Source organism: Longimicrobium sp. (genome assembly GCA_036387335.1).
In the GTDB taxonomy this organism is placed as follows: domain Bacteria; phylum Gemmatimonadota; class Gemmatimonadetes; order Longimicrobiales; family Longimicrobiaceae; genus Longimicrobium.
Genome location: DASVTZ010000203.1, coordinates 16,675 through 36,574, shown reverse-complemented (window position 1 = coordinate 36,574; position 19,900 = coordinate 16,675). Strand labels below are relative to the sequence as shown.

Sequence of the window (19,900 nt, the reverse complement as noted above, 5' to 3'; positions counted from 1 at the left end):
AAGTGCCGAGTGGGGTGCCTCGAAGTAACTAGGCACTGAGCACTGGGCACTTGGCACTGCTGTTCAATCGCTTCCGCCGATGTACTGGCGAAGCATCCGCTCCCAGTACGGCCAGTCATGCGACCAGCCGTCCCACAGGCGCAGGGCGTTGCCCACGCCCTTGTCCCACAGCGTGCGCGACAGGTACTTCACGTTGTCGACGTTCGGGTCGTCGTGGCCGGTGGCGAGGATGATGTCCATCCGCCGCAGCCCCTCCAGGTGCTCGTGGCCTAGGTGCTGGACGAAGTGCGACGGGTTGTGCCCGTACACGTTGCCGTCCATGTGCCCGTCCGCGAACTGGCTGATGTCGTACAGGCCGCTCATCCCCAGCACCCGCCCGAAGAGGTGCGGATGGCGGAAGGCGATGTCGACCGCGTGGTACGCGCCGAAGCTCGCCCCCGTCGCCATCAGGAACGGGTTCGGGTTCTTTTGCCAGGAGAGGGGGAGCACCTCGCGCAGCACGTAGTCCTCGAACTGCTGGTGGCGCCTCGCCCGGTCGATGGGGTGCTTGCGGCGCGCGTACCAGCTCTCCTCGTCCACGCTGTCCACGCAGTAGAGCTGTAGCCAGCCGTTGCGCAGGTGGTCGCCGAGGACCTCCGTCATCCGCCGGTCTTCCCACTCGTAGTAGCGGCCCATCGAGGTGGGGAACACGAGCACGCGCGCTCCCGCGTGCCCGAAGACCAGCAGATCCATGTCGCGGTCGAGCGACGGGCTGTGCCAGCGGTGGTGCTCGCGGTGCAAGGGGATCGAAGCTCCGGCTGCCTGTGGACGTCTCGTTTCAGGATCACGCGGCGGCACGCAAGCCCCGCGCCGGAGCGAGCCCCCACCCCCCGGCCCCCTTCCCCCGCAAGCGGGGGAGGGGGAGAACTCCGGGGCGCTCCGGTATCCCGCCCCCCCGCACCGTGATCTCGTAGGGGCCGCCCCACGTGGCTGCCCGTGCCCGCCCCGGCGCCGCGCCCCGCCGTTCAGGCCCCGGTCCCTTCCGCCACGCTGAAATCCATCCGCCCGTCGTCCAGCGACACCGCGTCCAGGCGCACCTGCACGCGCCCGCCGATCTCCGGCTTCTCGCCGCCGCCCGACGCCTGCACGCGGACGGCGGGGTCCTCGATCTGCACCTCCAGGTGGCTTCCGCGCGCGTCCAGCACGGTGGCGGCGAAGAGCTTGCCCTCGCACCCGCGCAGCGTCCACGCCTCGGCGATGTCCACCACGCCGCGCTCCAGCTTGTTGGCGCGCGTCTCCGTGTCGTTCATCACCTTTGGAACGCGGCAGAGCGTCTCGACCTCCGCGGCGGATGGGCGGCCTCCTGCCTCGAGCTGCACGAGCAGATCGAGCACGTAGCGGTCGGCGAGGCGGCGGAGGGGGGCGGTGACGTGCGCGTACGGCATCGCCAGCGCGTGGTGGAGCGGATCGGCGGGCGGGTCGCCGTCGAAGGCCACGTAGTCCGACCCGTGCGACACGCGCCGCGCCTGCCAGAGCAGCGGCGTCACGCGGGGGTGCTTGGGATCGAGCGAGCGCACGAACTCCGCGTAGCTCGTCGCATCGTCCCACGCGAACCCCAGCGTCCGCGCCACGCGGCGAAAGAGCTCCACGCGCTTCTCCTCGGGCGGCGGCATGGTGCGCAGCAGGCCGACGCGCCCCTCCAGCATGCGCAGCGCGGCCGCGTGGCCCGTGAGGAGCGACACCTGCGCGTTCCAGTCCTCCGCGGCGTTGGGCTGCTCGTACTCGACCGCGTAGCCCAGGCGCGCCGCCGCCGCGCGCTCGACGTGCTGATCCAGGATCGGCAGCGACACGCCCCCACGCTCCGTCTCCCGCTTCCTCCGCTCCTCGCCGAAGCGCTTCAGCTCCACGAGCGACGCCGCCCACGGCTCCGCGAACGTCTTCCCCCCGCTCTCCACGTGCCCCAGCGCCTGCTCGTACGTGAGCTGCGCTCTCGACCTCACCCGCGCCCGCTGGATGCGCAGCGAGCGGATCTCCGCGCGCGCGTCCAGCTCGAACGCGAACACGATGGCGGGTGTGAGCTGGTCCGCCAGCAAGCTCGCCGCCCCCTGCGACAGCGACGGCGGATACACGGGCGCGCGCAGGTCGGGCGCGTAAAAAGTGAGGGCGCGCAGCCACGCCTCCGCCTCCACCGCCCCCCCGCGATCCACGAAAAACCCCACGTCCGCGATCGCGTACCAGAGCCGGAATCCCCCATCCTCCGCCGGCTGGATGCACAGCGCCTGGTCCAGATCGCGGCTCCCCGGCGGGTCGATGGTGATGAACGGCACTTCTGTCATGTCCGCGAGCGCCGCCGGGTCGCGCTTCGCCGCCTCGTCCGCCTCGCGCACCACCTCCGCGGGAAAGTCGATGCGCACGCCCAGCTCCGCCCGCTTGCGCTGGAACGCGGCCTCGATCTGGGCGATGTCCGTGCTGTTCGGAGCGGCGGAGTTCAGTTCGGACAGAGGGGCCTCTGCGGGTGCGGGTGGGAGCGGGCTGGGTCGCGATGATGGGATGCGAGAGGCGGGCCGCGGTGGGAGGGCCCTGGAGCGCCCCCTCCCCCCGGCCCCCTCCCCCGCCTGCGGGGGCGCAGGGCGGGTGAGGGGGAGAACTTCGTGAGCGGCGCACAGATCCCGTAGGGGCGCGATTCATCGCGCCCGTGCCCGACCCCGCTCCACCGCCCTGCCCAACGCACACCGCCACCGGGTAGGGGCAGACCTGCGTGTCTGCCCGCCGCCCGCCGCACCTCCACCCCCTACCCCGCGCACAAATCCCGGTAGGGGCCGCCCCACGTGGCTGCCCGTGCCCGCCCCGGCGACGAACCCCGCCGACGCGCACCCACGCCCGCCACCGCCCCTCCCCCAGGCAGTTTTGGGGGAGGGGCCGCGAGTTCACGAGCGGGGGTAGGGGCCCGCCGGGCCCCTACCGCAGCACGCGCGAAAAGAACGGCAACACCCGCGTCCGCAGGCGCTCGGCGACGTGGCTGCCGTGGGTGCCGTCGTACTCCTCGAAGGTGTGCCGCACGCCGGCTTGGGTTAGGGCCGCGTGGAGGGCGCGCGTAGTCGTGGGGATGTGGCGGAGGCCGTCGCGCGTGCCCACGTCGAAGGCGATGCGCGGGCGCATGGGGCTGGCGGCGAAGCTCCGCGCCAGGCGCGCGGGCGTGTTCTCGTTCCACCGCGCGAGGGCATCCCCGCGCCCGGGGGCGAACGGGAGCGCGAGGCGGAGCGGGTGCGACGGGTCGGGCGAGTGGAGCGCGGCCACCGCGATGAGCAGCTTGCTCCCAAACGGTGCCGCCGCCACCTGATCGGGCGTGCGCAGGGCGAGGGCGGCGGCGCGCGGCGCATCGCCGAAGTCGGCCAGGAGCTCGGGGCCCAGGCAGCACGGGCTGAGCGCGTACACCGCGCCGAAGACCTCCGGGTGCTCGGCCGCGCGATGGAGCGCCGCGTGCCCCCCCATCGACCATCCGGCGATGCCGCGGCTCGCCGGGCGCGCGAGGGTGAGGTAGCGGGAGTCCACGTGCGCCACCACCTCGCGGACGAGGAAGATCCCCCAGCGTCCCGTGGATGCGGTGTTGGCGAAGAACGATCCGCCGAAACGGTTCCCGCCGTCCGGCATCACCACGATCATCGGCCGCACCCTGCCCGACGCGATCAGCGAGTCCATGGCCGAGCGCAGGGCGAAGCGCTCCGTCCACTGCGACGGGCCGCCGTCGAAGCCGTGCAGCAGGTAGACGACCGGGTAGCGGCGCGCGGTGCGCCCGTACCCCGGCGGCAGGTAGACGGAGACGGCGCGATACGGCGAGTCGCCGAGCGGGTTGTCCACGAGCGCGGTCGAGAAGACGGTGTCCGCCACCACGCGGCCGGCGGCGATCTCGGGAGCCAGCCGCGGCGGGGCACAGGCGGCAGCGGCGAGCACGAGCGTGACGGCAGCACCCCGAACAGCAGGTCTCACGCGGAGGCGCGGAGAACGCGGAGACAACGACAGGAACAGCATCATATACAAAGCTTCTCTTCTGTTGCTTTTCTCTGTGTCTCCGCGTCTCCGCGTGAGACGTGGTTCAGCCGTCCTCAGATGCCCACGAATTCGCGGAGGTACCACTGGACGATCGCGGTCCCCCACGGCTCGGCGATGGCGGCGCCAAGGGCGAGAAAGATGCCGAAGGGGACGAGCTTCTTCGTGCGCCAGGAGATCGGGCCGAAGATCAGGGTGCCCAGCAGCGCGCCCAGGAAGATGGTGAGGAGGACGCCCGGCATCCCCACGAACGCGCCCACCATCGCCATCATCTTGATGTCGCCCCCGCCCATCGCCTGCTTCTTGAACGCGCGCTCCCCCAGCTCCGCCACCATCCAGAGAAGGCCGAAGCCGAGGAGCGCACCCAGCGCGGACTGCTGCGGCGTGATGCCGCCCGGCGCGAAGGAGAGCGCCAGGCCGATCGCCAGGCCGCCCCAGGTGAACTCGTCGGGGATGATGTAGGTGCGCGCGTCGGTCAGCGCGATCCCCAGCAGCAGCGTGAAGAAGATGGCGGACGAGAGCGCCTGCCAGCTCACCCCGTGCCTCAGCACCGCCGCCAGCCAGAGCGAGGCCACCGTCAGCTCGATCAGCGGATACTGGATGGAGACGCGGGTGCCGCACGCACGGCAGCGCCCGCGCAAGAAGATCCAGCCGAAGATGGGGACGTTGTCGTACCAGCGGATCTGCGTGCCGCACTCGCCGCAGCGGGAGGGGGGGCGGATGACCGACAGCCCCTCCGGCCAGCGGTACACGCACACGTTCAGAAAGGAGCCGATGCAGGCCCCCAGGAGAGCCGCGTAGCCCCAGATCAGGTAGTCGGGCGTCAATGGACGGTCAGCGAAGGAGCTCGTGGAGGAGGATGGCGCCGGCCGCGGCCACGTTCAGCGACTCGGCGCGGCCGCGCAGGGGGATGCCCAGCGTGACGTCCGCGCGGCGCAGGGTGTCGGCCGAGACGCCGGCGCCCTCGTTGCCCAGCACCAGCGCCGCACGCCGGGGAAGCGAATCGGGCGGCGGCGCGCCCACCGCGGACGCGACGGTGGCGACGCCGTGCTCGCGCAGCCAGGGCTCCAGCACGTCCCAGTCCGCTTCGACGACGGGGAGGCGAAAGGAGGAGCCCATCGCGGCGCGGACGGACTTGGGGTTCCAGGGATCGACCGTGCCCGGCAGGGCGACGACGCCGGCGGCCCCCAGCGCCTCGGCCGTCCTCACCAGCGTGCCGAAGTTGCCCGGGTCCTGCACCGCGTCCAGCACCAGGAGGACGGCGGGGTCCGCGTCCACCGGGATCGTGGCCAGGCCGGAGCGCGGGATCTCGGCCACCGCGAGCACACCCTGCGGCGTCTCCGTGTCCGCCCAGTCGCGGAAGTCGCGCTCCTCCACCTCGTGCACGGCGATGCCGCGCGCCTCGATGGCGGAGACAAGGCCCCGTCCGCGGGGCGTGTCACCCAGGGTGGACGACGCGACGGCGAAACGGACCGGAAGTGGGGACGCCACAAGGTCTTCCACCGTGCGCACCCCCTCGGCCAGGAAGAGGCCCTCTTCCTCGCGGGCGCGGCGCTGCCGCAGGGTGCGCAGGAGGCGCTCCTCGCGGCGGGTCAGCATTGCGCCGTGGATGGTCCGCGTCTTGCTTTTCGAACGGGCCGTAAGCCCACAATCCAAAGCATGGAGATCAAGATGGCACTTGCACTTAAGGCTCGCGCACGGCGGGGGGCCGCCGTGCTTGCGCTGTGCGGCGCGACGGCCGCGGGCGGCTGCGCCACCGTCAGCACGCAGCAGGAGGTCCAGCTCGGCACCGACTACGCGCGCCAGATCAACCAGCAGCTCCCGATGCTGAACGACGCGGCGACGCGCAACTACATCAACACGCTCGGCAACCAGCTGGCCGCCGTGGCCGACCAGCGCGGCATCCGCTACACCTTCCAGGTGGTGAACTCGGACGCCATCAACGCCTTCGCGGTCCCGGGCGGCTTCATCTACGTGAACCGCGGCACCATCGAGCGCGCCAACAACCTCTCCGAGCTGGTGGGTGTGCTGTCGCACGAGATCACCCACGTGGCGGAGCGGCACAGCATCGAGCAGCTCCAGCGGGCACAGGGCGCCAACACGCTCCTCTCAATCCTGTACGGTGGCGTCCTCCGGCGCAACCCGGGGGCCATCGAGCAGGTGGGCGTGCAGGGCGTGGGAACGGCGGTCTTCGCCGGCTACAGCCGCGACGCGGAGCGCGAGGCGGACCGCGGCGCCGTCAACATCATGCTGCGCGCCGGGTACAACCCGCAGGGGCTGGCCACCTTCTTCCAGACTCTGCTGGGCGAGCGCCAGCGCAACCCGAGCAAGGTGGAGACGTGGTTCGCCACGCACCCCCAGACGCAGGAGCGCATCGCCAACGTGCAGGCGATGATCCAGGCCACCCCGGGCGCCAGCAACAACCCGCGGCTGGTGAGGGACAACCAGGCGTACCAGAACTTCCGCGCGCGCGTGCGCTCCCTGACGCCGCAACCGCAGGACCGCGGCCGGTGAGCGGGGCGGGCGGCTGGCAGCTTCGGACCCGCATCCTCGCGGCGCGGGTCCGCCGGACGACGGCGGCGGCCGCCCTCCTCCTCCCCCTTCTCGGCGCGTGCGTGAGCGAGAAGCAGGAGCAGGTGCTGGGCGACCAGATCGCCACGCAGATCAACACGCACGTCCCGCTGGTGAATGACGCGCCGCTGACGCTGTACGTCAACGACCTTGGGCGGATGATCGCGCGGCACAGCGCCCGCCCCAACGTGCCGTACCGCTTCTACATCGTGGACACGGAGGGGGTCAACGCCTTCGCCCTTCCCGGCGGCCACATCTACGTGAACCGCGGCCTCATCGACCGCACGCGCAACGTCAGCGAGCTGGCGGGGGTGCTGGCGCACGAGATCGGGCACGTGGCGGCGCGGCACGGCGCCAAGACGATGCAGCGGCAGATGCGGACGCGTTCCATGTCCGGCATCCTGTACAAGGTGATCCTGGACCGCGAGCCGCTCCTCAATCAGGAGGCGCTGGACATCGGCGGCGCGGTATGGACGGCCTCGCACTCGCGCCACGACGAGCAGGAGGCGGACAAGCTGGCCGTGGCCTACCTGATCGCCTCCGGGGTCGATCCCAACGGGATGGTGAGCCTCTTCAACGGCTTCGTGAAGGAGGAGGCGACGCTTCCGCAGGGGGGCGTGGGGCAGTGGTTCGCCACGCACCCGGCGACGCTCCAGCGGCTCAAGATCACCCGCGACGAGATCCGCGTGCGGCGCCCCGCGGCGAAGAAGCTCGCCACGCAGGTCCCCTCGTACGAGGACTTCCTGCGCCGGCTGCACGCCCTTCCCCCGCCGCCGCCCATGATGCCCGGCGCGCCGTCGCTGAACCCGGCGCAGCAGCTTCCCTGGCACAAGTAGCGCCCCGACCCCGCCGATGACGGTGGGGTCGTTCATTTCGCGGGCGTAGTCTCACGCAGAGGCGCAGAGACGCGGAGAGGAGAACAGCGAGAGATCACGCGAAGGCGCGAAGGCGCAAAGAAAGCATCTCTGTGTCTTTCCTTCGCGTCTTCGCGCCTTTGCGTGACATCTTAATCCTATAACTTTGCGCGACCAGTATCACAGCTGACATGTGAACATGACCGAACGCATTCCGGTGGCCCTCACCATCGCCGGCTCCGACTCCGGAGGCGGCGCGGGGATCCAGGCCGACCTCAAGAGCTTCCACGCCTTTGGCGTCTTCGGCACCAGCGCGCTGACCGCCGTCACAGTGCAGAACACGCGCGGCGTCACCGGCGTCCACCCCATCCCGGTGGACGTCGTCCGCGCGCAGATACGCGCCGTCGCGGAGGACCTGCACCCCGCCGCCTGCAAGACCGGGATGCTCGCCACCGCCGAACTGGTGCGCGCCGTCGCCGAATCTATCCGCGAGCACCGCCTCCCCCACTTCGTCCTTGATCCCGTGATGGTCGCCAGCAGCGGCGACCGCCTGCTGGACGCCGACGCCGAGCGCACCGTGGCGGACGAACTGGTGCCGCTGGCCGCGCTCGTGACGCCCAACCTGGACGAGGCCGCGATCCTGGTCGGCGCCCCCGTGGACGACGTCAACGGGATGCGCCGCGCCGCCGCCGCGCTGGTGGAGATGGGAGCCCGCGCCGCGCTGCTCAAGGGCGGCCACCTGCGTGCTTCGGAGCTGGTGGACGTCCTCTTCGACGGCCAGGAGTGGCACGAGTGGCGCCGCCCCAAGCTGGACACCCGCAACACGCACGGCACCGGCTGCACCCTCTCCGCCGCCATCGCCGCGGGCCTGGCGCACGGGCGGCCCCTGACTCGCGCCGTGAAGGATGCGCTGGATTACGTGAGCCGGGCGATGCAGGCCGCGCCGGGGCTGGGGGGCGGGCACGGGCCGCTGAACCACATGGTGTAAGGGACCCTCACCCCGCTCGTTCCTCGCTGCCCCTCTCCCAAACTGCTGGTAGAGGGGCGTTTGCGTGCGTTGGTGCGCCGCGCGGAGGTCATGCGCTCGGGCGGGCACGGGCAGCCACGCGGGGCTGCCCCTACGGGATTTTGTGCGAGAGGGCGGGGGTCGGGCCGGGGGCAAGGGTGGGCAGACACGCAGGTCTGCCCCTACGGGTGCCGGTGCCGGTCGGCGGGCGGCGGAGCGGGGTCGGGCACGGGCGCGATGAAGCGACGAGGAATCGCGCCCCTACCGGATCTGTGCGCCGGTCACGTAGTTCTCCCCCTCACCCGCCCTGCGCCCCCGCAGGCGGGGGAGGGGGCCGGGGGGAGGGGGCCCTCCGCGCAGCGCAACCCGTTCAAAACGATACCCCAAACGTCAGATACCCCCGCGGCTTCGGCCGCTCGCGCAGCACGATGTCGTCCTCCACGACCGTGATGGAGCGCAGCGGGAAGCCGATGCCCGCGCGGACGGGGAACGGCGGGAGGTACGAGATGCTCAGGTTGAGCCCCAGCTCCGCGCCCACCGACGCGATCGTCGAGGCCTCGCCGCGGGCGCCGCGGGTGAGGCAGTCGTCGCTGCACCAGGTGCGGCCGGCGTCCACGAAAGCCGTGCCCCAGAGCCGGTCCAGGTACACCGGCATCACGCTGCGGCCGCGCTCAATCAGCGCCAGCGGAAAGCGCCACTCCAGCGTCCCCGCCACCGCCCGGTCGCCAAAGAGGACGCCCTCGCGGTAGCCGCGCACCGGCAGGTCCAGCTCGCTCCCCATCGTCACGAAAGTGGAGAGGGGGAAGGCCGACACCCCGCCCTCCGTCCCGCCCACGGAGTAGCCGGGGGTGAGGCTGCCGTGGTCCGCGCCGCCGGCCACGCGCAGGCCCAGGACGTGGCGCGCATAGCCCCATCCGCGGAAGGGGAGGTAGTGCTGCGCCCGCGCCGTCGTGCGCACGTAGCCGCGGACGGCGTCGCCCTGTCCGCCGCCGGGGCCGTTGTCGAGGAAGACGTCGTCCAAATAGCGGCGCCCCTCCACCGAGGCGGCGGCCACGAAGCCTTCCTCCGGGCTCACCGAGTACTCGTAGCCGCGCGCGTTGGAGTACCCCAGCGTCACCGCGCCCCCGGCCTCCGCGGGCGGGTTGGGAGCCGCGGCGGACACTTCGGATTCGCGGAACGAGTAGTCGCGCTGGCGGGCGCCCGCCCCCACGCTCAGCCAGCTGAACGAGCGGAAGCGCGGGCGCGTAAAGGTGGCCACCAGCGACGCCGACCGCTCGCGCTCCAGCAGCGTCGCGATCATGGCCTCGTCGGTCGGGGTGACGGTGGCGAACGCGCCCACCCGGTCCCACTCCTGGAAGACCGACGCGCCGATCACCGGGTGCCCCAGCCCCGTGAAGAGGTAGCTCGCGCCCGCCTCGGTGCGCGTCTCGCGCGGATGCACCTGCGCGTAAGCCTCGTAGCTGTGGCGCTGGACCACGTCCTGCCCGCCGATCGCCACACCGAGCCCGGTCCCCAGCGCCTCGTCGGACTCGAGGATGGGCGACCACGAGGTGGGGCGCAGCGACGGAAGCGCCGAGTAGCCGCGCGCCGCCCCGCCCGCCGTGCGCTGCGCCAGATCGGCACCGGCGCCGGCCTGGCGCACCTCGGCGCGCAGTGGGGGCGCGGCCGTCCAGCGCGCGGGATCGAACGGCATGCGCGCCAAGTGGTAGCCGTCCGCGCGGTACACCGTCAGCGCGATCCAGCGCCCGTCCGGCGACACGTCCGGATCGAAGGCGCCCGTCAGCACGTTGGTGATGCGCTGCAGACGGCCTTCGGTGAGGTCGTACGCGTACAGGTTGGAGATGCCGCTGCGGTCCGAGCTGAACACCACGTAGCGCCCGTCCGGCGACCAGGCGGGCGAGCTGTCCACCGCGCGGTCGCTGGTCAGCTCGCGCACCACCTGGCCGTTGGCGGCATCGAGCACCACCACGTCGTACAGCGCCCCGGTGCGCCAGCGCGCGATGGCGATCCGCGTCCCATCCGGCGACCAGCGCGGCCGCGACCAGTGCACGTCCGGCGACGGCGCGGCGAGGTCGCGCGCGCCGCTCCCGTCCGCCGCCATCATCACGGGCACGTTGGTCCCGCCGCCGCCGCGCACCGCCACGATGCGGCCGGATGCGGGGTGCACGTCGGGATCCAGCAGCCGCGCGCCGCTGGTGATGCGGTCGCGGTCGCCGTTGGGGCGGACGACGTACAGGTCGGAGTAGTAGCGGTACGCATCGACCGCGTCGAGCATCGACGTGACCAGCGATCCGTCCGCGCGCCACGCCGATGCGCCCAGCGAGGTGCGCGGGTCCAGCACCCGCACGCCGCCCTCGCTCCACAGCCGCGTCGAAGTCTCCTCACGCCCCGTGGAGTGGGCGAAGGCGATCGTCCGCCCGTCCGGCGACCAGCGCGGCCCCTCGGTGCGGCGACCCTCCTGCACCAGCACCTCCGGCTCGGTGAGCCCCTGCCGGCGCAGCGAGTCGGCCAGCGCCGTGTACTCGGTGCGCAGCGAGTCGCGCCACTCGTCCCATGTGTCGGTGAACTTCTCGCCGTACGCACGCTTCGCGGCCCCGTCCGCACCATACGAAAAGGGGACGCGGCGCCCCATCGCCTTGACCCACTCGCCGTGCTTCTCGTACCCGAAGCGGTCACCCAGGTAGTCCATGAAGAGCGAACCGTACACGTACGGAGCGCTCCCGCCCGGCCAGGTCACGGGATACCCGGTGGCGCGGTCGATCGAAAAGAACTCGTCCTCCAGGATCGCGGTGCGCAGCATCATGTCGTACACCGTCGCGCGCACCCGTCCAGCGCGCGTCATCCGCGACTCGAGGGCGGTGGCGAGCCCCTCCTGGGTCCAGCGTGGCACCAGGAGGTTGGGGAAGCCGAACGGCGTGCGCCCGAACACCCTCCTCACCAGCCGCGGAAAGCCCGCCGCGTAGTCCAGGTGGAAGATGTGCACGAGCTCGTGCGACACCACGAGCTGCAGCCAGTCGACGTAGAAGGCGAGCTCCGGCGTGTCCACCGGCGGGTGCGCGTACACCACGATGCGGTTGCTGGGGAGCGGCGTAGCGTACCCGTTGGAGAAGTCGACGTTGTCGCTCAGCACCAGGTCGACCCTCTTCCTGGGCGCCTGCACCAGCACCTCCCGCAGCGTCGCGTACGCCGTCTCCGCGCGGTCCGCGGCGCGCCGGGCCAGCGGCTCCAGCGCGGGCGTGAAGTGGACGCGGAAGTGCTCCGTGTCCAGCGTGCGCCACTCCACGTTCGGCGGCACCTGCGCCCCCAGCGGCAGCGCGAACAGGAGCGCCACGAAAAACAGCGCGAGACGGCGGAGGGTCATGGTGAGGGATGCGGAAGAAGGTTGAATCTGCTCGAGGTTGGCGAGTGAACTCGCTGCAACAACAGCACAAAGTCCGCCTTCGCGGACTCGCGGGCTGCATCCGCCTGCACCACGGAATAACGGCGTGGCGGTGAGCCCGCCTCCCGGCTCCAATGCTACATTTCACGAGACCGCTTCAGCGGTCTTCGCGTCGTTCCAGCCGGGGGATTCATCCCCCGGTGTCATCACGCGGCGTCGCGGCACCCGCCCCCGCGCCCCCCCCCGGAACCTGCGAAGGCAGGTTTCCCGCCGTTGTTGCAGCGGTTTCAACCGCCGGGGGTTTACCTCACCGCCCGCTCCCGCAGGAACGCCTCGACCGCCCGGAAGTGCGCCCGCGCGATCCGCTCGTGCACCTGCGGGTTGCGCAGGGCGGCCTCCTGCTGGGGCACCATCAGGAACATCGTCTCGGTGAGCGTCGAGGGCATCCACGTCGGCCGCACCAGCGCGAGGTCGGCGCGGGCGATCCCCAGGTCCCGCAGCCCGAGCTCGCGCAGGATCTCGCGCTGCATGTGGCGCGCGAGGTCCAGCGACTGCGGCGCATTGTAGAACGCCGTAGTGCCCGAATTCGTGAACGGGTTCACGCCATCGGGGAACGCGTTGTTGTGCACGGAGACCAGGAGCTGCGCGCCCGCCTGCTCCGCCGTCACCGGCCGCGCCCCCAGCGCCACCGCCGCCGTGTCCGGCCGCGTCTCCGTCACGCGCGCCCCGGCATCGCGCAGCATCCGCACGAGCTGCTTCGCGATGGCGAGGTTCGCCTCCGCTTCGGTGAGGCGCGTGGGACCGATCGCGCCGCCGGGCGGGTGCCCCGCGTCCACCGCGACGTGGATTCCGGCCAGCGGGCGCCGCGCATCAATGGCCGGCGGACGGCGCACGCGCACCACCAGCGTCCCGTCGCGATCGTAAAAGGTGCGCCATCCCCACGCGGGGCTCGCCAGCTCCATACGGACGTAGTACACGTCGTCGCGCACCTGGTCCCAGGTGGCGCGGCGCACGAAGGGATCCTCGGTGCCGTAGTACAGCCAGTTGGTGCGCGACTCGCCGCCGAACACCTCCACCGTCAGGAAGCTCCCCTCCAGCAGCACGCGCGCGGGGAGGCGCTCCGTCATCGCCAGCCGCAGGTCCACCCACTCCGCCTGCGGCACCACCCGCACGGCACCGATCGTCCCCCGGGCCTCGGGCGCGCCGGCGGGAAGGAGGCGCACCGAACGCGCATCCACCCACACCGACTGGTCCTCGGTCAGGCGCACGCGGTACGCACCTTCGCGCTCGCCCGTGAGGGTCAAGCGCGTGCCGTTGGGGAAGGTCCAGTGGTACGGCGTGCCCGACCCCGGGATCGCCGTCGCCACGATCAGGCTGTCCGGCCGGTCGCCCGCGGCGATCGCGGTGCGCGTCTCACCCGGGCTCAGCACGGCGAGCGAGAGCTCCAGCGGAGCGCGCACCGTGTCCGTGCCGTTGACCAGCTCGATGGTGGCGGTGCCGGCGCGCCCCGTCTCGGCCAGCGTGGGGACGCCCACCTGCCGGTCGCGCGAGAGGAGGGGCGCCGTCGCCGCGAAGCTCCCCGCGTACTGCGTGTACTCGCGCGTGGCGGAGCGGTCCTGCAGGAAGCCCTCGTCGCGCTCCAGCGTGCGGGCCTCCACCAGCGGCGCGGCGGAGCCGTCCGGAAAGACGATGCGTGCCCGCCCGCCCGGCGCGCCGCGGAAGCGCACCGTTACCCGCTCGCCGCGCTGCACCGTCATCGCCGCGCGCGGGGCGAGGGCCGCGATGCCTGCCGTCGTCTCTCCCGCGCCCTCGGGCGGACGGATGCGGCGGACGGCGGTGGCCTGCTCCGCCCCGGCACTCGCGGCCACCCGGTACACGCCGTCGCGCGGCACGGGGACGAAGGCGAGGAAGGCACCGTTCGGCGCCACCTCCACCGCGGCGCCGTTGATGGTCAGCCGCGCCTCCCCCGTTCCCACGCTCCCGAAAACGAAGTTGCTGTCGCTCGCCGTCAGCCGCGCGTCCTCGGCGGGGTAGACGACGTCGATGCGCAGCGGCCCGCGCACGGCGGGAATCGGCGGCAGGGTGCCACTCAGCGGATCGGTGGAGGCCATGCGCGTCCCCTCCGGAGCGGGACCCGTGCCCGGGCTGGCCGGCGTGCAGGCGGCGAGCGCCAGCGCCGCGGCCAGGGGCGTGTAGATACGGCGGGACATCTCGAATCTCATAGGAGTCACGGGCGCTGCACGGAGGCGATGTCCTCCGTCTCGCCACGCCCCAGGCCGGGCCCGTCCACCTCAGCTCCACGCGGGCCCTGCTGGGCGGCGCCGCGCGGCTCGTCCCAGTTCCACGGCGCAAAGAACGGGAGGAGCAGGATGCCGGGGACGGCCGCCGCGATGGTCAGCAGGAAGAAGGTGGGCCACCCCGTGGCTTCCGCGATGGCACCCGAAGGCGCGGCGAGCTGGTCGCGTCCAAAGGCGTAGAAGCTGGAAAGCAGGGCGTACTGTGTGGCCGAGAAGCGGGGAGAGCTGAGCGCCATCATGAACGCCACCAGCGCCGCGGTCCCCATCCCCTGGAAGAAGTTCTCCAGCACCACGGCCGTCACCAGCAGGGAGTAGCTCCCCTGGTGCAGGGCAAGGAAGTAGTACGCGATGTTCACTCCGGACTGGAGGATGCCGAAGATCATCAGCGAGCGGTTCAGCCCGATCCTCGCGAGCCCCGCCCCTCCCGCCAGCACGCCCGCGATGGTGGCGACCAGCCCCAGTCCCCCCTGCACGGCCCCGATGTCGGTCTGCGAGAAGCCGGCCTGGAGGAGGAAGGGCGTGGCCATCAGGTTGAGCATCGCGTCGCCCAGCTTGTACAGGACGATGAACCCCAGGATCAGAAGCCCGAGCCCCACCCCCGAGCGCCCAAAGAACTCGCGGAACGGGAGGATGACGGCGTCGGCGAGCGAAGCCGGCGGGCGCTGTGCGTACCTCGGCTCGGGCGCCCACAGGGTCGCGGCCACTCCGATCAGCATCACGCCCGCTATGATCAGGTAGATGCGGCCCCAGGGCATGTGGTCGGCCAGGATGAAGGCGGCCGAGCCCGTCACCAGCAGCGCGATCCGATAGCCGAGCACGCCCAGCGACGCGCCGGGCCCGCGCTCGCGCTCGGTCAGGACGTCGATCTTGTAGGCGTCGAAGGCGATGTCCTGCGTGGCGCTGAAGAAGGCGATCAGCACCGCGGTGATCGCCAGGAAGCGGAGGGAGCTCTGCGGGTTCTGGAGCCCCATCAGCGCGATCGCGAGCACCAGCCCCACCTGCGTGACGATCAGCCATCCGCGCCGCCGCCCCAGGAAAGGCGGCGCATAGCGGTCGATCAGCGGCGACCAGACGAACTTGAAGGTGTACGGCAGCCCCACGAGTGCGAACGCGCCGATGGTGGTGAGATCCACCTTTTCGAGCGTCATCCACGCCTGCATGGTCTTGCTGGTAAGGTACAGCGGGAGTCCGGACGCGAACCCCAAAAAGAGGATCGCGGCCATCTTCGGCTGCCCAAAGAGGCGCAGCAGTGAGGGAGAACGGGTTGCGTCGTTCACACGGCGTCCTCGTTCAGAGCGTGGGACTGCGTTTCGGCGCGTGGCTGTGGGCCGGGGCGAGCAAGAAGGGGACCGGACGAATGGGGGAATGGGGAATGGGGAATGGGATCGAATCCGTAGGGGCGCGATTCATCGCGCCCGTGCCCGCCAGCGCCCCACCCTCCGCCTGTGAACACCCTCCTGGTAGGGGCGGCCCCGCGTGGCCGCCCGTGCCCGCCCCCACACCGTCCCCCCTCCCACGGGCACCAAACCTCGTAGGGGCCGACCTGCGTGTCTGCCCTCCCCTGCCCTGCCCCGGCGCCCGCCTACCGGTCCATCCCCGCGTGCAGCCCCGCCAGCCCGCCGCTGCGCCCCGTCAGCCACGCGACCGCCGCCTGCTGCATCATCCCCTCGCCGCCCCACGCCGCCAGCAGGTTGCGCGCGGTGGGGAGCTCCTCCGCCAGCCGCGGGAGGCTGAAGAGGATGACCGTCGCATCCGGGTGCGCCTCCGTCAGCTCGCGGACGCGCTCCTGCGCGGCCTGCGAGATGCCGGGCCGCCCCTTCCACGCGCGGATGTCGGAGTACACCACCACCAGCGGCTCGCCGTCGTCCGAAAGCTCCACCCCCGCCTCGCGCAGCGACGCCGGGAAAGCGACGCGCGGGTACGGAGGCCACGGGCCGCCCAGATCGTCCTCCACCTCGATCAGCCGCACGGGGCCGCCGCCCAGCTTGGGCGTACCGCGGATGACGCGCAGCGAGCGCACGGCGGTCTCCAGCGACCAGCGCCGGTCCTCGTCCGCCCCCACGTCACCCATGGGGCCGCCGGCTACCCGTTCCGCGGCCCGCGCGATGCGGGCGAGCGCATCCTCCACCCGCTCGCGCGGAAGGCGCCCGTCCTCCACCGCGGCCTCCACACCCTGCACCACCGCATCCAGGTCGTCCGGGTAGAGGAGGACGTCGCAGCCGGCGGCGACGGCCATGATGGCGCCCTCCACCTCGGTCGTCCCGGCCGTCAGCCCTTCCATGATGATGGCGTCCGTCACCACCAGCCCGTCGAAGCCCATCTCCTCGCGCAGCAGCGTCGTGAGGATGGGTCGGGAGAGGGTAGCCGGGGCGTTGGTGGGATCGAGCGCGGGGTAGCAGACGTGCGCCGTCATCAGCGAGCTGACGCCGGCCTCCACCGCCTGGCGGAAGGGGAGCAGGTCCGCCTCCAGCTCCTCGCGCGAGGCGTGCACGCAGGGGCGCTCGATGTGCGAGTCGCCCACGGTGCGGCCGTGCCCGGGAAAGTGCTTGGCGCACGAGAGGGCGCCGCCGCGCGTGCACCCCCGCACCCACGCCGCCACGTTCGCCGCCACGCTCTCCGCCCGCGTCCCGAACGCGCGCGAGCCGATGATGGGGTTCTCCGGCTCCAGGTCCACGTCGGCCACCGGCGCGTAGATCCAGTTGACGCCCAGCGCCCTTGCCTCGCGCGCCGTCAGCTCCCCCGCGCGCTCGCACGCCTCCGGCTCGCCCAGCGACCCGATCGCCGCCGCGGGCGGAAGCGGCGTGGCGCCGCGGAACTGCTGCCCCGCCCCGCGCTCCAGGTCGCTCGCCACGAGCAGCGGGTGCTTCGACCGGCGGTGCAGCTCCTCCGTCAGGGCGCGCACCGACTCCGTGTCCCCGTTGAACAGGATGAACCCCCCGACGCCGATGTCCAGCCCGTGCTCGATCGTCTTCCTGTACTTCTCGAACCCATCTTCGGCGCTCCACCGCACGGCGGGAAGCAGCAGACGTGCAACGTTCAACGAATCGCTCCTGATTGGGAGAAGAAGTCCTAAGTCCTAAGTGCTAAGTGCCTGGTGCGCCGCAACTTTGTCATCCTGAGGGAGCCGCCGGACGGAGGTCTACGGTGCGCCGTACTCCTGCGGCGAGCGAAGGATCCAGCCGGCGAGGCAGGAGGACGGCGACGTACCGCGTGCCTCGCGCCACGCGCAGTAGATCCTTCGCTCGCGCCAAAGTGTGGAGCACGGGCGAGCGACGGTGAGGCGCTTCGCTTAGGATGACAGGAAGGGGGTGCGGGTATCGTTTCCTGCCTGTCGTCCCAATTCCCCATTCCCCATTCCCCATTCCCCATTCCCCATTCCCCATTCCCCGCACTAACGCACTCACGCACTCCCCCTATGGTCTCGCCGGCGGCTCCGTAGGCCCGGGCGGGAGCACGAACGGCGCCATGCCGGGCGCGCGCAGCACGAAGCCCTGCCGCAGCTCGCCCACCACCATGCGCCGCACGGGCGAGGCACCCCGGTGGCGCTCTGGACGCGCGACGGCGCTCACCAGGCCGAGGCGCTCCGTGGGCCCCCCCGCGAAGGGAGCCCGGATCACGCGGTACACCAGGCTGGTGCCCCCCGCCGTGTCCTGCCGCTCGGAGGGGACCTCCTGCAGGAAGACGAAGCGGTCCGTGAGCGGAAGGGGGCGCGGCGCGATGCCGGGCGCCACCACGCGCGTCTCGCCGGTGCGCAGGTCGCGGACGTGGATCACGCGCCCCGCCTCGTACACCACCATCGTGCGGGCACTGTTCATGAAGGCGGGGACGACGCTCTCCACCACCTCCACCCCCTGCGCCAGCGGAACCAGCCGCGCCCGCGGAAGCTCCACCCACAGCGAACCCACCCGCAGCCCCCCCACGGTGTCCGGCGACTCGGTGTGGAAGACGATCTGCGGCGCCGAGTCCGCCACCGTGGTGCGCAGCTCGCCGCGGGCGTTGCGGGCCAGCGGACCGCCGCGCGATTCGAAGAGCGTGATGAGCTGCTGGGCGATGAGCTTCACCTGAGGGTCCGGCTCGCGCGCCACCACGGAGCGCAGCAGGCCCACGTCCTCCACGTCCAGCCCCTGCAGCGCGTTCAGCCGCACGCGCGGCGATGGGTCGCCGACGGCGGCGCGCAGGGCGTTGCGGGCCTGCGGCGAGTCGACGGCGAAGCGCTGCACCCCCGTCACCGCCGCCAGACGCACCCCGTCGTCCGCGCTGGAGATGAGGACACGGCGGAGCAGAGTGAGCGCGCCCGGCGAGCCACGGTCCGCCAGGAGCGTGACGGCGTTGGCGCGCACGTGCTCCGCGACGCCCGGATCGAGGATCATTCGCACGAGCACCTCGTCCAGTTCGCGCCCCAGCACCTCCAGCCGGGCGCGCTCGCGGTAGTACGCCGGCGAGGGCGTCTCCGCGTCCAGGATGCGCGTGACGCGCGCCTGCAGGCGGTCCGGCCGCGGGCCGGAGGCGCCGCTCGCCACGTAGCAGCCGGCGAGCACGGCGAGCAGCGGCAGCGCCAGGAGGCGTGCCGGCCACGGTGCCATTCGGGTGCGCGGGCGGACGAGCTTCACGCGTTCTCTCGCGGTGCGCCGGGGGTGAGCGAGCCCAGTACGCGCGGCCCCGCCGCCCCCGTCGCGGAGGGGAGGTTGGCGGGGATGCCGCGCAGGTGGGCCCAGGCCAGCACGGCGAAGGCCACCGCCTCCTTCGCCTCGGGATCGACGCCCAGCGAGGCACCGTCCACCAGCCGCAGCGGATGGAGCAGGGCGCCGATGCGCGCCACCAGCGTAGGGTTCATCGCCCCGCCGCCGGTGAGGATCACCTCGTCCAGGCCGCGCGGAATGAGCCAGCGGCGGTACGCGTCCGCGATGGTGCGGGCGGTCAGCTCGGTCATCGTGGCGACGAGATCCATCCAGTCCTGGTCTCCCTCGGGCTCCAGCAGCTCCACCAGCCGCGCCACGAACGGGCGCCCGAACTCCTCGCGCCCCGTGCTCTTGGGCGGCTCCGCGGCGAAGTACGGGTGGCGCAGGAGGTCGGCCAGCAGCGGCTCGTCCACCGTGCCGCGCGCGGACAGCCGGCCGTCGCGGTCGAAGGTCAGCTTCCCCCCCGTCGCGATCTCCACCGCCGCGTCGATCAGCGCGTTCCCCGGCCCCGTGTCGAAGGCGAACACCTCCTCCCCTGACCCGCGAGGCGGCACGCGCGTCACGTTGCCGATCCCGCCGATGTTCTGCAGGGCGCGCGCCCGGTTCGGTACCGAGAAGAGAAGCTGGTCCACCCACGGCACCAGCGGCGCCCCCTGCCCCCCGGCCGCGATGTCGCGCGTGCGGAAGTCGGATACCACCGCGATTCCCGTGCGCTCCGCGATCGTCGCGGCGTCGCCGAGCTGGAGCGTGGCGCCGCGGCGTGCGCCCGCCGGCGGCCGGTGCCACACCGTCTGCCCGTGCGAGCCCACCGCAGCGACCCGCGAAAGATCAACGTCCGCCTCGCGGCAAACCCGCACAACCGCCTCCGCCATCCACTCGCCCAGGTCGGCGTGCAGCCCGCAGAGCGCCTCGGCGGTGCCGGCCAGGATGCCGTCGTGGATGGCCGTGCGGCGCGCGTCGTCGTACGGCAGGGTGATGGCCTGGACGACGGTGGCCTTCACGTCGTCGATCCCCTCCCCCGCCACATCCACCAGCGCGGCGTCCACCCCGTCCAGCGAGGTGCCTGACATCAGCCCCACGATCAGCAT

General features: G+C 72.2%; 14 protein-coding genes. 3 read left to right on the top strand and 11 right to left on the bottom strand.

The features are described from left to right. Nucleotides 1-63: 63 nt before the first annotated feature. The 5 genes from VF647_20185 to VF647_20165 all read right to left on the bottom strand — a co-directional run bounded on the left by VF647_20185 (nt 64) and on the right by VF647_20165 (nt 5,625). Nucleotides 64-780, bottom strand: coding sequence for an alpha/beta hydrolase-fold protein (locus VF647_20185; GenBank protein HEX8454410.1), 717 nt, complete (start codon nt 778-780; stop codon nt 64-66). A gap of 224 nt (nt 781-1,004) precedes the next feature. Beyond that, nucleotides 1,005-2,393, bottom strand: coding sequence for an RNB domain-containing ribonuclease (locus VF647_20180; GenBank protein HEX8454409.1), 1,389 nt, complete (start codon nt 2,391-2,393; stop codon nt 1,005-1,007). A 544-nt stretch (nt 2,394-2,937) separates the two neighbouring features. After that, nucleotides 2,938-3,966, bottom strand: a complete 1,029-nt coding sequence (locus VF647_20175; protein ID HEX8454408.1) for an alpha/beta hydrolase-fold protein — start codon at nt 3,964-3,966, stop codon at nt 2,938-2,940. 116 nt (nt 3,967-4,082) lie between these two features. Further along, nucleotides 4,083-4,853: a prepilin peptidase gene (locus VF647_20170; GenBank protein HEX8454407.1), complete on the bottom strand. Its 771-nt coding sequence runs from the start codon at nt 4,851-4,853 to the stop codon at nt 4,083-4,085. 7 nt (nt 4,854-4,860) lie between these two features. Further along, the gene (locus VF647_20165) at nt 4,861-5,625 is read right to left on the bottom strand and encodes an RNA methyltransferase (protein ID HEX8454406.1); all 765 of its coding nucleotides are present in this window, start codon (nt 5,623-5,625) and stop codon (nt 4,861-4,863) included. 72 nt (nt 5,626-5,697) lie between these two features. On the opposite strand from VF647_20165, the gene VF647_20160 reads away from it, so the two are divergent. From VF647_20160 to thiD, 3 genes are all read left to right on the top strand, one after another. Continuing rightward, a complete protein-coding gene (locus tag VF647_20160; protein ID HEX8454405.1) occupies nt 5,698-6,540 on the top strand; it encodes a M48 family metallopeptidase in 843 nt (280 codons plus the stop codon). Continuing rightward, nucleotides 6,537-7,433 carry a M48 family metallopeptidase gene (locus tag VF647_20155; GenBank protein ID HEX8454404.1) on the top strand — a complete coding sequence of 299 codons (897 nt, stop codon included), beginning with the start codon at nt 6,537-6,539 and terminating at the stop codon, nt 7,431-7,433. The genes VF647_20160 and VF647_20155 overlap by 4 nt, the downstream gene beginning before the upstream one ends. A gap of 217 nt (nt 7,434-7,650) precedes the next feature. After that, nucleotides 7,651-8,439: a bifunctional hydroxymethylpyrimidine kinase/phosphomethylpyrimidine kinase gene (thiD, locus tag VF647_20150; protein ID HEX8454403.1), complete on the top strand. Its 789-nt coding sequence runs from the start codon at nt 7,651-7,653 to the stop codon at nt 8,437-8,439. Between the two features lie 388 nt (nt 8,440-8,827). Here thiD and VF647_20145 read toward each other — a convergent pair whose 3' ends face one another. The 6 genes from VF647_20145 to VF647_20120 all read right to left on the bottom strand — a co-directional run bounded on the left by VF647_20145 (nt 8,828) and on the right by VF647_20120 (nt 19,900). Next, entirely contained in the window at nt 8,828-11,818 is a 2,991-nt protein-coding gene (locus tag VF647_20145) for a BamA/TamA family outer membrane protein (protein ID HEX8454402.1), read from the bottom strand. Between the two features lie 320 nt (nt 11,819-12,138). After that, nucleotides 12,139-14,046 carry an N-acetylmuramoyl-L-alanine amidase gene (locus VF647_20140; protein HEX8454401.1) on the bottom strand — a complete coding sequence of 636 codons (1,908 nt, stop codon included), beginning with the start codon at nt 14,044-14,046 and terminating at the stop codon, nt 12,139-12,141. 17 nt (nt 14,047-14,063) lie between these two features. Continuing rightward, nucleotides 14,064-15,410 (bottom strand): MFS transporter, encoded by a 1,347-nt coding sequence (locus VF647_20135; protein ID HEX8454400.1) that lies wholly within the window; start codon nt 15,408-15,410, stop codon nt 14,064-14,066. Between the two features lie 305 nt (nt 15,411-15,715). Further along, nucleotides 15,716-17,173, bottom strand: coding sequence for a glycoside hydrolase family 3 N-terminal domain-containing protein (locus tag VF647_20130; GenBank protein HEX8454399.1), 1,458 nt, complete (start codon nt 17,171-17,173; stop codon nt 15,716-15,718). Nucleotides 17,174-17,546: 373 nt separating this feature from the next. Continuing rightward, complete coding sequence (locus tag VF647_20125) at nt 17,547-18,743, bottom strand: HEAT repeat domain-containing protein (GenBank protein ID HEX8454398.1); 1,197 nt, start codon at nt 18,741-18,743, stop codon at nt 17,547-17,549. Beyond that, nucleotides 18,740-19,900, bottom strand: coding sequence for an anhydro-N-acetylmuramic acid kinase (locus tag VF647_20120; protein HEX8454397.1), 1,161 nt, complete (start codon nt 19,898-19,900; stop codon nt 18,740-18,742). Before VF647_20120 ends, VF647_20125 begins: the two co-directional genes overlap by 4 nt.

Coding starts and splice junctions, on each gene's coding strand:
- VF647_20165 (HEX8454406.1), bottom strand. CDS start 5,625: ATGCTGACCCGCCGCGAGGAGCGCCTCCTGCGCACCCTGCGGCAGCGC.
- thiD (HEX8454403.1), top strand. CDS start 7,651: ATGACCGAACGCATTCCGGTGGCCCTCACCATCGCCGGCTCCGACTCC.
- VF647_20145 (HEX8454402.1), bottom strand. CDS start 11,818: ATGACCCTCCGCCGTCTCGCGCTGTTTTTCGTGGCGCTCCTGTTCGCG.
- VF647_20160 (HEX8454405.1), top strand. CDS start 5,698: ATGGCACTTGCACTTAAGGCTCGCGCACGGCGGGGGGCCGCCGTGCTT.
- VF647_20140 (HEX8454401.1), bottom strand. CDS start 14,046: ATGTCCCGCCGTATCTACACGCCCCTGGCCGCGGCGCTGGCGCTCGCC.
- VF647_20120 (HEX8454397.1), bottom strand. CDS start 19,900: ATGCTGATCGTGGGGCTGATGTCAGGCACCTCGCTGGACGGGGTGGAC.